12 protein-coding genes are annotated in these 11,617 nt (G+C 65.5%); 3 read left to right on the top strand and 9 right to left on the bottom strand.

Annotated features, from left to right (window positions below; genetic code table 11):
- Nucleotides 1–124: 124 nt before the first annotated feature.
- A complete protein-coding gene (locus J2R76_RS03130) occupies nucleotides 125–1,741 on the bottom strand; it encodes a S10 family peptidase (protein WP_076831605.1) in 1,617 nt (538 codons plus the stop codon).
- Between the two features lie 163 nt (nucleotides 1,742–1,904).
- Between J2R76_RS03130 and J2R76_RS03125 the strand changes: the two genes are divergently transcribed.
- The 3 genes from J2R76_RS03125 (at nucleotide 1,905) to J2R76_RS03115 (ending at nucleotide 3,923) form a co-directional block, all read left to right on the top strand.
- Nucleotides 1,905–2,684, top strand: coding sequence for an NAD kinase (locus tag J2R76_RS03125; RefSeq protein WP_028336174.1), 780 nt, complete (start codon nucleotides 1,905–1,907; stop codon nucleotides 2,682–2,684).
- Nucleotides 2,685–2,789: 105 nt separating this feature from the next.
- A complete protein-coding gene (locus J2R76_RS03120) occupies nucleotides 2,790–3,335 on the top strand; it encodes a response regulator (protein WP_028336173.1) in 546 nt (181 codons plus the stop codon).
- Between the two features lie 9 nt (nucleotides 3,336–3,344).
- Nucleotides 3,345–3,923, top strand: coding sequence for an Hpt domain-containing protein (locus J2R76_RS03115; protein ID WP_016843908.1), 579 nt, complete (start codon nucleotides 3,345–3,347; stop codon nucleotides 3,921–3,923).
- A 68-nt stretch (nucleotides 3,924–3,991) separates the two neighbouring features.
- Here J2R76_RS03115 and J2R76_RS03110 read toward each other — a convergent pair whose 3' ends face one another.
- The 8 genes from J2R76_RS03110 to J2R76_RS03075 form a co-directional block, all read right to left on the bottom strand.
- Nucleotides 3,992–5,173 carry a DUF2336 domain-containing protein gene (locus tag J2R76_RS03110; protein ID WP_076831608.1) on the bottom strand — a complete coding sequence of 394 codons (1,182 nt, stop codon included), beginning with the start codon at nucleotides 5,171–5,173 and terminating at the stop codon, nucleotides 3,992–3,994.
- Between the two features lie 163 nt (nucleotides 5,174–5,336).
- Nucleotides 5,337–6,341, bottom strand: coding sequence for a transglycosylase SLT domain-containing protein (locus J2R76_RS03105; RefSeq protein WP_143271131.1), 1,005 nt, complete (start codon nucleotides 6,339–6,341; stop codon nucleotides 5,337–5,339).
- A gap of 92 nt (nucleotides 6,342–6,433) precedes the next feature.
- Nucleotides 6,434–7,225 (bottom strand): c-type cytochrome, encoded by a 792-nt coding sequence (locus tag J2R76_RS03100; RefSeq protein ID WP_076831613.1) that lies wholly within the window; start codon nucleotides 7,223–7,225, stop codon nucleotides 6,434–6,436.
- Nucleotides 7,222–8,847 carry a cbb3-type cytochrome c oxidase subunit I gene (locus tag J2R76_RS03095; protein WP_076831616.1) on the bottom strand — a complete coding sequence of 542 codons (1,626 nt, stop codon included), beginning with the start codon at nucleotides 8,845–8,847 and terminating at the stop codon, nucleotides 7,222–7,224. Before J2R76_RS03095 ends, J2R76_RS03100 begins: the two co-directional genes overlap by 4 nt.
- Nucleotides 8,837–9,400, bottom strand: a complete 564-nt coding sequence (locus J2R76_RS03090) for a cytochrome c oxidase subunit II (protein WP_057019660.1) — start codon at nucleotides 9,398–9,400, stop codon at nucleotides 8,837–8,839. Before J2R76_RS03090 ends, J2R76_RS03095 begins: the two co-directional genes overlap by 11 nt.
- On the bottom strand, nucleotides 9,400–9,579 hold the full coding sequence (locus J2R76_RS03085) for a hypothetical protein (protein WP_016843914.1): 180 nt from the start codon (nucleotides 9,577–9,579) through the stop codon (nucleotides 9,400–9,402). Before J2R76_RS03085 ends, J2R76_RS03090 begins: the two co-directional genes overlap by 1 nt.
- Before the next feature lie 115 nt (nucleotides 9,580–9,694).
- A complete protein-coding gene (locus tag J2R76_RS03080) occupies nucleotides 9,695–10,945 on the bottom strand; it encodes a cytochrome c (protein ID WP_076831618.1) in 1,251 nt (416 codons plus the stop codon).
- Nucleotides 10,946–10,958: 13 nt separating this feature from the next.
- A complete protein-coding gene (locus J2R76_RS03075; protein ID WP_309143524.1) occupies nucleotides 10,959–11,570 on the bottom strand; it encodes a c-type cytochrome in 612 nt (203 codons plus the stop codon).
- Nucleotides 11,571–11,617 lie beyond the last annotated feature (47 nt).

The following is an 11,617-nucleotide window of genomic DNA, read 5'->3' as shown; positions in this document are numbered from 1 at the left end:
TTTGTTGCGCGACGCCGGGGCCGCGATCCCGTTCACAATCGAATTTGGTGGTTATAGGTCCTGGCTTTCGCCAGGACGACGACCGTATTTGCAGCGACGGCGCAATCCACACCGCCACATCCCCTTACCTCATCAGCGCCTCGACCTCCTTGCGGAACGCCTGGCGCGAGCCGTCGCGGGAGTAGAACATGTGGCCGCCGGGATAGACCGCGAGCCTGGTGCGGCCCGGGCCCGCGAAGGCCGGCAACTGATCGAGGATGATCTTCGAGGCGAAGTACGGCGTGGCGAGATCGAACAGGCCGTGGCCGACCAGGAGTTTCAGGTTGGGGTCGAGCGCCAGCGCCTGGCGAAGCTGCGTCACCGACTCCGCCGGACTGATGCCGTGACCGAACTCCCAGGCCTTGTTCACGCTTTCGCTGAGCAGATGATAGGAGCCGTCCGGCCGCCAGTTCAGCTTGCGCGTGGTGAGGTCGACGGCGGCGCTGGTCAAGGGCGCCATCAGCGGATCGCCGGACGGATCGTTGAAACGGAAATAGCTGGAATCCGGATAAGGATCGAAGCCCTCGATGGAGGCGTCGTAGCGGCCGGTCACCTTGCCGTTCTTGCGATCGAACTCGCGGCGGAATTCGCCGATGTCGAAACGGCCGGCGAGCCTGCGGCTCACCACCTGATCGATGCCGGTCAGGCTAGCGACCTTGTCGGCGAGCCGCGTGGTGGCCTCGGTGTCGGCCTGCCCCTTGACGAGGTCGAGCAGGAAATCGCCGCGCGCGTAGCTCTCGACGTCGGCGAGATCCTCACGCGTCACCGGGCCCTTTGCCTGTCGCGCGACCGCCGCCATGGTCGGCAGGCTTGCGACATATTGCAGGAGGCTGGAGCCGGTATATTCGCGGAAATCGAGCACCGGCGAGATCAGCACCAGGCCGCGGACGCCGACGCCCTGCTGCATTTGCAGATTGCGCACCACCTTGGGCCCGCGAATGCCGCCATAGCTTTCGCCGACGAGATATTTCGGCGAGGTCAGCCGGTCGTATTTCTCCAGCCAGCGGCGGATCACCAGCGCGACCGAATTGGCGTCGCCGTCGACGGTGAAGAAGCGCTTGCGCGCCTCCTCCGAGGTGGTGACAAAGCGGCTGTAGCCGGTGCCGACAGGGTCGATGAAGACGAGATCGGTGAAATCGAGCCAGGTATCGGCATTGGCCTGCAGCTCGGGCGCGGCCGAGGACACCGCGCCGTCGAACGGCAGCCGCCACGGCCCGACATTGCCCAATTGCAGCCAGGCCGACGCGGAGCCCGGACCGCCGTTGAACAGGAAGGTTACCGGCCGATTCGCCTTCTCGGCACCGTCGAGTTGGTAGGATGTATAGGCGATGTCGGCGAGCGGCTCGCCCTTGTCGTCGAACACGCGGATCGAGCCCGCGGTCGCGCTGAAGTTCAGCGTGCGGGAAGGCAGCGCGACCGATTGCTTGGTCGTGGAGTCCGGCGGCAGGCGGTGCTGCTCGGCGGTCGAGCCGCTGGCCGCAGCGTTGGCGCCGGAGCCGGCCTCGCCGCCGCGTCCTGCCCGCCCCTTCTGGCCGCTCGGGTTCTGGCCACCTGGGCTCTGGCCGCTTGGGTTCTGGCCGCTTGGGGCCTGCGCGCTCGGCGACGGCGATGGCTGCGGGACGTCATCGTCGGCTCGCGCCGCGGTCGCAAGACAGGCCACCAGCAACGCCGCGGCGAGCCGTGTCGCAAGACTGTTAGCCATATCGTTCACTCCCTGCGCCCCGATTTACGCAATCCAGCAACAAACTGCGCTAGTTTGGCGGCGCCGGCGTGGCATGCGGTCCGTTCCCGGACCATCTCGACAAGGCCGCCCGGGATGTATAGACGAGCGCGGCGTGTTCCGTGCCAAACGAGTTCGTGAGCGAATGGCCAGCTCCAAGCGGTATGACAAGATCGCCTTCGTCGCCAGCGCGAGCGTGGAAGCGCAGTCGGCGCTCGAGCAGCTGACGGAAATGTACGGCAACCATCTACCCGCGGATGCCGACGTCGTGGTCGCGCTCGGCGGCGACGGTTTGATGCTGCAGACGCTGCACGCCAACATGCGCAGCGGCAAGCCGATCTACGGCATGCACCGCGGCACCGTCGGGTTCCTGATGAACGAATATTCGACGCATGATCTGCGCACCCGGCTTGCCGCCGCGCGGGAGTCGCTGATCAATCCGCTGCTGATGCGCGCGACCGACATCCACGGCGCCGTGCATCTGCATCACGCCATCAACGAGGTCGCGCTGTTCCGGCAGACCTACCAGGTCGCCAAGTTGCGCATCCTGATCGACGAGCACGAGCGGATGCCCGAGCTGATGGCCGACGGCATCCTGGTGGCGACGCCGGCCGGATCGACCGCCTACAACCTCTCCGCCCAGGGGCCGATCCTGCCGATCAACGCGGCGCTGCTGGCGCTGACCCCGATCAGCGCGTTCCGGCCGCGGCGCTGGCGCGGCGCGCTGCTGCCGAATTCCGCCTTCGTGGTGATCGAGGTGATCGAGGGCGAGAAGCGCCCGGTCGCCGCGGTCGCCGACCATGACGAGGTCCGCGACGTCCGCCGGGTCGAGGTGCTGTCCGACAAGACGATCGCAATGCGGATGCTGTTCGACCCCGGCCACTCGCTGGAAGAACGCATCCTGCGCGAGCAGTTCGGCTACTGACGGCGTCTGCCTCCTTGCCCGGCAACCAATCATTAACCCCGGGCGGGATATGGTTAACGTCGGGTAATACCGCATTGGCCCGGTATGCCCTATCAGGGCCGGACCATGTATCGCATCGATTTCAACAAGCTGCGATTTTTGATTTGCGACGACAATCCGCACATGCGCCGCATCCTGCGGACGCTTTTGCATTCGTTCGGCGCGCGCGAGGTGTATGAGGCCGAGGACGGCGCCACCGCGCTCGAGATGTACACGCACTACGTGCCCGACATCGTCATCACCGACTGGTCGATGCCGATCTTCGACGGGCTCGAACTTGCGCAGATGATCCGGCAGCCGGAATCCAAGGGTAATCCCTACGCGCCGATCATCATGCTGACCGGACATTCCGAGAAGCGTCGCGTCACGGTGGCGCGCGATGCCGGCGTCACCGAATTTTTGGCCAAGCCGATCTCGGCCAAGGGCCTCTACCAGCGCATCATGAACGTGGTCGCCAACCCGCGCCCGTTCATCAAGACCAAGACCTATTTCGGCCCCGACCGCCGCCGCAACACCACCAACACCTATATCGGCCCCGAACGCCGCGGTAGCGGCGAGGTCGAGGTGCTGCAACAGCCGTCGCTGCTCGAAAAGGCGCGCTCGGCCATCTAGGATACCGCCATGGCGAAAGACAAACCCGGGACGATCGAAGTCAAGAGTTTCGGCACGCACCACGTGATCACGCAGCCCAATCCGCTGCGCAAGATGCTGCTGCGCGTCCCCGAGAGCGATCTCGACGATCCGGTCGGCCGCGCCGAAAAGGCGCTCGCCGGGCTGTCGGGCGAGTTCAAGGAGTGGATGACGATCGAGGCCGACCGCCTCTCCGCCGCGCACGCCACCGTGCTGCGCGAGGGCTTCAGCGACAAGACGCGCGAGGAGCTGTTCCGCGCCGCGCATGACATCAAGGGCGATGCCGCGACATTCGGCTATCCGTCGGCCGCCGCAGCCGCGGAGAGCCTGTGCCGCATCATCGAGCACGCGCCGGATCTCGGCGCCGTGCCGCCGCAGCTGATCGCCCACCACATCAACGCCGTGCAGGCGATCGTGCGCAACCGCACCAAGCTCGACACCGCAGTCGTCGCCGGCGTGCTGAGCAAGCAGCTCCGCGGCATCGCCGATGAATTCCTGACCCACGCCAACCGCGACCGTCCCGAACACCTCGAGGCGATCCTCGCGCCGAGCATCGTGCCCGGCGAATAGCCGCGCGGCCGGCTGCTCGCGTTGCGCAGCCCACTCAAGCATCCATCGATGGGAAGGAAGCGCGGCCCTCAGGCCGCGATGAGATCGTCGTCGTAGGGCAGCACCGCGATGGCGTCTTCCGCGGCGAGCTCCTCGCAGAACATCCGTGCGTCCTCGCGGGCCGATTCGGTCGCAAAGCGGCGCAGCAGGATCAGGAGCGGCTCGGCCGCCGAATGATCTGTCTCGCAATGCGTCAGCACCCGCTCCACCATGCGGCGATGCAGCCGCGCCGCGCCGTCACCGCTGTCGACATAGCCGACCTCGTGGCTGGCCTCGAGCGCGACGCGGAACGCGGCGTAGGTGGATTCCGGCAAGCCGGCGCGGCGCAGCAGCGCCTGCAGGCCGTTGCCGCCGCGGTCGTTCAACAACGCGGAGACGCGGCCATAGGGCAGTCCGGAGAGTTCAGCGAGCGCCGCCCCGAACAGATCGAGATTGCCCGACAGCAGCGCGCGCAGGATTAACCCGGCGGTCAATTGCCCGGTGGCGCGCAGATGCGTGATCAGGTTCTGCATGTCGTCGCCGAAGGCGCGCGCGGCGATGTTCACCGTGGAGCGTTCCCTGGCCTCGCCGGCAATCCGGTCGGCGCGATCGGCACCGAGCCAGTTTCGCGTGACGACGAACTGCGCCAGCGTGTCGGAGAGCTTTGCGACCAGCGCCAGCCGCGTTGCCGACGGCAGGTCCTCCAGCTGCAGCATCGATTCCCTGATGGCGGCGAGATGGCCGTGGCGTTCGACGATGCGATCCCAGGAGAACGGCGCGAGGCCGGCGCAAGGATTTTCGATCAGCTCGAGCGCGGCGGCCGCCGAGCCGACCTCGGCAATCGCGGCGGCGACGGAGGCCGGCAGATTGGTGCGGCGCGCGATCGCGCACTGCATCTCGTCGGAGCCAGTGGCGACGATGTCGACGAGGTCGGCATCGATCAAGAGCGGTGAATGTTCCAGCACCGGCAGCGCGATCGCCGGCTGGTCGGCCGACAGCGCCTGCACGATTGCGGCGGGTGCGTCCGCGCTGCGCGCGAACACCTCGGCCATCGCCTGCCGCACCAGTGGCGACGGGTCGTCGAGCAGCATCAGCAGCGCGCCTTCGGCTGCGATGCGGTCGTCCTCGGTGAGATCCGAGATGAGCCAGGCCCGGGCCAACGCCCGCGTTGCCTCTGCTCGCTCACCTGCTGGAGCGGTCCTAATCCAACTAATAAACTGCCGAACGATCATGGTCCTTCCGGCTTACGCAACGAAACGGCATCGACATACGACGCCACCACAAGGAAAAATAAACCATGACGCTTAACAAAGGGTTCACCATAAACGTTTGGGATTATTGACGTTTCGTTAAAGCCGCAACGGCGCGCGGCTTCGCGCGCGCAGCAAGACAGCGCTAGCCGTTGCTGTAGGTGCCGCTCGGATCGCTGAACAGGTCGAGCCGTCCGGGCGCGCGGACCTTCGGCGTCGCCGATGACGTCAGCGAGGCGGAATTGCCCCACAGCTCCTGCACCGCCGGGGAGATCGGCTCCGAGCGGTCGCCGGCCTGGTAGAGCGAGCGGAAGGTCGGCGCCGGCTGTGCCGATGCCACAGCCGAGGTCGCAGCGACGGGCGCGGCCGACCGGGAGTCCGGGAAGGTCGAGAGATAGGACGCGGTGTCCATGGTCAGCGCTGCGGTCGGCGCGGCGCCTGCGATCGCGTAAGGCGACATGGTGTCGCCGCCCGCCGCCGCGAAGGCGGTGCGCGTATCCTTGGAGTTCGCGGCCGCGGCGTACCGCGTGGTCAGCACCGAATAGACCTGGCTGACGCTGCGCGCGCTGCCCGCCCTGTCGTAGAAGATCGACTGGTTGGCGGCTGCCGCCTTCGGAAACATCGCGGCCGCATTCGCGCTCGCGCTGTCCTCGGCACTCGAGATCAACTTGCCGGCGCCGCCGACGCCCATGAAGTGGGCCATGTAGAGTTCGGCATCGGTCGGACGGCGGCCGAGCTTGCCGGTAAGCTTGAAGCTGTTGGACTGCGTCAGCACCGCCGCCATCGAGGACGCCGCGTCCGGATCGTCGCGCAGCTTCATGACCGCGGCGCGCGCCGAGGGATCGCTGACCGAATAGCTGCCGTCGGAATTCCTGGTGATGGCGTCGGCGTACTGGCCATAGCCGAGCTGGCTTCCGGCCTCCTTGACGGTGCCGAGCCAGGTTTGGTCGATGAATTGATAAAGTCCATGCGCCGACGAGGTCGTGGCGCCGGCCCGCGGATTGAAATTGGATTCCATCTTCGCGGTGGTGAGCAGATATTCGAAGCTCGTGCCGGTGGTCGCGGCCGCCTGCTTGATCGAGCTCGCCACCTTCAGGCGCGAGGAATCGACACCTGCCGAAGCCGTCGCATTGAAGAGGTCGACCGCCATCTGTCCGGGTGCCTTGCCGGGCGCCGGCAATCGGCACCCATGTCCCGTCAAGGTGCCGTAATTATGGTTAATGGCGCGTTAATAGCGCCGATTCAGGGCTGGGCCTCGTAGTAGTGCGCGACCTGGTCGATCTCCTCGGCCGTCATCTGGCGCGCGATGTTGCGCATCTGCTGGCTGATGTCGTTGCGGCGGGCCCCGGATGCAAAGGCCTCGAGCTGTGCCTTGATGTAGACTGCCGACTGGCCGCCCAGCCAGGGGCTTCCCGCCTTGTTGTCGACATCGCCGTGGCAGGAGCCGCAAGGCGCGATGTTGCGCATCGGGGCGCCCGTCACCACGATCGCCGGCGCGGGACGCGCGGTATCCAGATTGTTCGAAGGCACCCGCGGCAGATAGGCGTAATAGGCCGCGACATCCTTCATGTCCTGATCGCTCATCGCCGCTGCGAACGGGCTCATCACCACGCTGACCCGCGCGCCGGTCTTGAAGTCATTCAGCTCCTTGTAGGTCACCGCGGCAAATTGCCCGGCGAGGTTCGGTGAATGGGCGTCGCTGACGCCCTGCGGTCCGTGGCAGATCGCGCAGCGCTGCGCCAGCGTTGCGCCCCGCCCGATCGAGACCTGATCTGCCTTGGTCAGCATCTCCGACGTCATGATGACATTGGACGTCTTGAAATCCGGCTTGATGCCGGGCTCCTGCACGGCGGCACGCGGAACGCCGGCCGCGCTGCAGATCGCATCCCAGACCCCCGCAAGCTTCAAATTGGGCTGCGCCAGCGGCAACCAGATCAGGCCGGCGACGGCCGACAGCACGGCGATGGCGGCCGTGATGCCGACGCTGGCGCCGAACCACGGATTGCGAAGCGAGAACAGCGGCTGGTCGCTCATCGGCCGGCTCCGACATAGACCGCAGGCACGCTGGTCTCGTTCAGCGCCATCAGCTGCGCAATCGGGAAACCATAGTTCACCACGGTGAGACCGACCATCAACGCGAGCCACAGGCCGAATGAGTTGAGCGCGACCGGAATCCGCGCGGGCATGTGCAACGGGACCGCGAAGCGGTACGCACCCGCCTCGCCTCGCGCGCCGAACTGCCCGCGGATCAGCACCAGCAGGAACAGCAGGCCCGATATCAGAAGAATGAGCCCGCCGATCGCCGACATCGTGACCGACAAGGCCTGTGGCGAGATCGCCGGGTTGGCATAGTCGTAATACGCCATGCGGCGCGGCATGCCGAGAATACCGACATAGTGCCACGGGAAGGTGGTCACGATCATACCGATGAACCACAGCCAGAGCTGCGTGCGCATCAGGCCAAAACTGTCCAGCGCACGGTCGGTCAGATGCGGCCACAGATCATAGGCGATGGCAAAATACATGATCACGATGGCGCCACCGAAGATCAGGTGGAAATGGCCGGTGATCCACTGCGTGTTGTGCACGGTGGCGTCGAGCTGATAGCTCATGTTGATCAGACCGCCGGCGCCTCCGAAGCCGAGCATGACCAGCGACAGCGCCGTCGCCAGCATGATCGGATTGGACCACGGCAGCGCGCCGATCCAGCCGAAGGCGCCGCGGCCGCCACGCAGGCGGCTGGCAATCTCCGCCGAGGCGCAGATCGTGAACACCGTGAGCAGCGTCGGCAGCGCGACGAGGCCGGTGAACACCGAATGCATGAACTTGAATCCGGCGCCGACCTGCGGGTCGGCAAACAGGTGATGCACGCCGATCGGCATCGCCACCACGACGAACAGGATGAACGAAATCCGCGCCATCGGGTCGCTGAAGAGCCGGCCGCCGATCGCGCGCGGAAAGATCGTGTAATAGGCGATGTAGGTCGGGATCAGCCAGAAATAGACGATGGCATGCAGCGTCCAGGAGAAGAAGACGCGGGCCAGCCCCGCATCGATCGTCGACTTCAGCCCAAGCGCCACGGGCAGGATCTGGAACAGGATCTCAAGCGCCGCGCCGACCGCGGTCCAGCCCCAGAGGAACGAGCCCGCAACATTGGCATACATCGCAAGCGGCACCGGCTTGCCCGGGTTCTTGCGCTTCCAGATCACGAAATTGGTCACCATCAGCGCGACCCAGATCCATGAGCCGACCACGACCATGACGACGCCGATGTAATAGAAGGGATTGCCGACCATCGGCGGATAGAAGGTGTAGAGCACCGAGGCGAGCCCGAGCGACACCGGGATCATCGCGACAACGGCGCCGACGGCGACCAGGAAGAAGCCCACCCAGGCCCAGCGCCGTCCAACCAGCTCTTTCTCGAGCGAGGCTTCGGTGATCGCGTAACCGAATCCCATCGCGATCAGTGTCGGGAATACGTATCCCATCGCCGAGCCATGGGCGGTGACCGAGCGATAGTAGAATTCCGGATTGAAATGCCAGGCGTTCAACGGGCTGCGCACGAACATCTGCCAGGCGCCGAGCACCAGCGCGACGCCGAACACGATGAAGGCAAGCCAGAAATGCACCGCGATCAGCCGCTTGTTAATCAACACAGGTCAGCCTCCGCTTCGCTGCCGCCATGTCACGGAACGCAGCCTTGTCGACCACCTTGACCTTGCCCCACATGCCCTGGTGGCCGATGCCACAGAATTCCTGGCACGGCATCACGTGATCGCCCGGCGCCTTGAAGCGCACCGGCAGGTCGGTGACGTAGCCCGGCACCAGCATCGTGTTGATGTTGGTGCCCTCGATCAGGAAACCGTGGACGACATCGGCGCTGGTGGCGCGGAAGGTGATCGGCGTCTCCGCGGGCACCACGATGCATTGCGGTGTGAAGGAATATTGCTGGCCAATCGCACGCACGGTGACCGATCCGTCGGCCAGCATTTCGCTGCCGAGATTGCTCTCGACGAATTCGCCCGACAGATGCAGCGTCTTGGGATCGGCGGTTTCGACCCGGCCCTGCGGCATCGTCGCCTGATGGATGCCGATATAGGTCGCCATGCCGACCAGGACGCCGACAATGACGATCGACAGCGTCGCCCAGCGCCGCTCGATCCGTGCGGCAACGGCCTCGCCGAGGCTGTGGTCAGTCTCGCTCGCCATCAGGGAACGCTCCGCGGCAGGAAGACCAGTAGATAGAATGCAAACCACAACCCGACCACGACGGCCGTCGCAATGCCCGCGACCGCGACCGCGCCGCCCGGACCGGCGCGTACGATGGTCTCGACATCATCGTCTTCCGAGCCCGATGCCGGCGGTTGCGGCGAAGACGAGTTGATCATGATCGCGCTCCCCTTAACGCGCGACGAGACGAGGTTGACTAGTCATCGCGCTTTAGCTCCTTTGTTTGAGCATGATCGTTTCGGAAAACCGCTTCGCACTTTTCCGGATCATGCTTTAGTTCAGCGTTGCTGCCCGCAGTTCGTTGGCCTGCCGCGCCGACACCGGCTCGCCGCGATTGCCCCAAGCCGTTCGAATGTAGGTCACGACAGCCGCGACCTCGTCATCCGACAGCTTCTGCGCGAACGGCGGCATGCCGTGGGGCATCGGATTGCCCAACGTGCCCGGCGGATACCCGCCATTGAGCACCATCCGGATCGGGTTCACCGCGGAGACCATCTGGATCGACTGATTGCCGGCAAGCGGCGGATAATCCGGCGGCATGCCCTGCCCGGTCGCGCCATGACAGCTTGCGCAGTCGCGGTCATAGATCGACTTGCCAAAGGACAGCAGCAGACTGCTCTCGGCCGACGGTAGCGAAGTCGACGCCTTCTCCGGAGGACCGCCCTGCGCAAGGCCCTTCAGGTAGACCGCCATCGCGCGCGCATCATCATCATTGAGATATTGCAGGCTGTTGTAGACGACCTCGGCCATCGGTCCGTACACGGCGCCCTTGGCGGACACGCCCTTGCGCAGATAGTCGACGATCTCCTCGATCGTCCAGTCGCCGAGCCCCGTCTCCTTGTTGGAGGTCAGCGACGGCGCGTACCAGTTCTGCATCGGGATCAGGCCGCCCTCGAAGGCCTGCGACTGCTTGCTGCCGCCGAGCGCATTGATCGGGGTATGACACATCCCGCAATGCCCTAGCCCCTCGACCAGATAGTTACCTCTGTTCCACTCCGCCGACTTCGTCGGATCAGGCTTGAACTCGCCTTCCCTGAAGAACAGCGTGCGCCAGCCAATGATCAGCGAGCGGTTGTTGAACGGGAATGTCAGGTCATGCGGCTTGTTGAGCTGCCTGACCGGCGGCACCGTGCGCAAATAGGCGTAGATCGCGTCGCTGTCCTCGCGCGTCACCTTGGTATAGGAGGCGAACGGCATCGCCGGATAGACCAGGCCGCCATCGGGGAAGCGGCCATTGTGCATCATCTGGTAGAACTGATCCGACGTCCATGTGCCGATCCCGGTCTGCGGGTCGGGCGTGATGTTCGACGTGTAGAGCGTGCCGAATGGCGTCTTCATCGGCAGCCCGCCGGCGAAGGTCTTGCCTTCGCGCGCGGTGTGGCAGGCGATGCAATCGCCGGCGCGTGCGAGATACTCGCCCTTGGCGAGCACGGCCGGATCGGCCGCCTTCTGCTGCGCCGATGCCCCAATCGGCGACAGTGCCAGCATCAGTCCGACAAGCAGTCCTGTTAAGGTTCGCGACATCGGCACGATCCCTTCAATGCGGTTCGCTGCCGCATTCGAGCGGCATCGGAAGGCTGCCTCGCGGCGCGAAGGATGGATCCGCCGGCGCCGGACGCGACGACAGGTAGGCTGCCACCGCCTTCACGTCGTCCTCCGTCAGCAGGCTCGCGACGATCTGCATGCAATCGGGAGCGAACGCGGTCCGCGTGCCGTAGCGCCAGCCGCCGAGCTGGCCGCTGATATAGGCGGCGCGCAGGCCAAGCAGGCCGGGAATGCCGGGCTCCATGCCCCCCAATGTAGGACCATGACAGGCCGAACAGGGCGGAATGCCGTGCTGCGGATCGCCGTTCTTCACGATCGTCTCGCCGCGCGCCAGAATCTCCTTGCTGTCGACCGGCGGGACCGGCGGCGGAAATGCCGGCCTGAGCGAGGCGAAATATTCGGCGAACTTCTTCAGGTAATCGTCGGTCTGAAACTCCAGCAGGTAGTTCATCGGCGGATATTTCCGCCGTCCATCCCGGAATGCGATGAGCTGGTTGTAGAGATAGCCTGCCGGCTTGCCGGCCAGCCGCGGGAAATAGGCGTCGCTGGTGCCCTCGCCTTCGGCGCCGTGACACGGCGCACAGGCAAGGACGCGCGCGGCCATCGTATCGGGCGCACGCTCGGTCGTTTGCGATTGCGCCTCGCCGATCG

It is taken from the genome of Bradyrhizobium sp. USDA 4532, from assembly GCF_024171315.1.
In the GTDB taxonomy this organism is placed as follows: Bacteria; Pseudomonadota; Alphaproteobacteria; order Rhizobiales; family Xanthobacteraceae; genus Bradyrhizobium; species Bradyrhizobium australafricanum.
This window is presented reverse-complemented; position numbering and strand designations above follow the sequence as displayed.

Bases quoted from the DNA above. Each gene is read 5' to 3' on its own strand.
- J2R76_RS03130 (WP_076831605.1), bottom strand. From the start codon at position 1,741: ATGGCTAACAGTCTTGCGACACGGCTCGCCGCGGCGTTGCTGGTGGCC.
- J2R76_RS03125 (WP_028336174.1), top strand. From the start codon at position 1,905: ATGGCCAGCTCCAAGCGGTATGACAAGATCGCCTTCGTCGCCAGCGCG.
- J2R76_RS03120 (WP_028336173.1), top strand. From the start codon at position 2,790: ATGTATCGCATCGATTTCAACAAGCTGCGATTTTTGATTTGCGACGAC.
- J2R76_RS03115 (WP_016843908.1), top strand. From the start codon at position 3,345: ATGGCGAAAGACAAACCCGGGACGATCGAAGTCAAGAGTTTCGGCACG.
- J2R76_RS03110 (WP_076831608.1), bottom strand. From the start codon at position 5,173: ATGATCGTTCGGCAGTTTATTAGTTGGATTAGGACCGCTCCAGCAGGT.
- J2R76_RS03105 (WP_143271131.1), bottom strand. From the start codon at position 6,341: ATGGCGGTCGACCTCTTCAATGCGACGGCTTCGGCAGGTGTCGATTCC.
- J2R76_RS03100 (WP_076831613.1), bottom strand. From the start codon at position 7,225: ATGAGCGACCAGCCGCTGTTCTCGCTTCGCAATCCGTGGTTCGGCGCC.
- J2R76_RS03090 (WP_057019660.1), bottom strand. From the start codon at position 9,400: ATGGCGAGCGAGACTGACCACAGCCTCGGCGAGGCCGTTGCCGCACGG.
- J2R76_RS03085 (WP_016843914.1), bottom strand. From the start codon at position 9,579: ATGATCAACTCGTCTTCGCCGCAACCGCCGGCATCGGGCTCGGAAGAC.
- J2R76_RS03080 (WP_076831618.1), bottom strand. From the start codon at position 10,945: ATGTCGCGAACCTTAACAGGACTGCTTGTCGGACTGATGCTGGCACTG.
- J2R76_RS03075 (WP_309143524.1), bottom strand. From the start codon at position 11,570: ATGGCCGCGCGCGTCCTTGCCTGTGCGCCGTGTCACGGCGCCGAAGGC.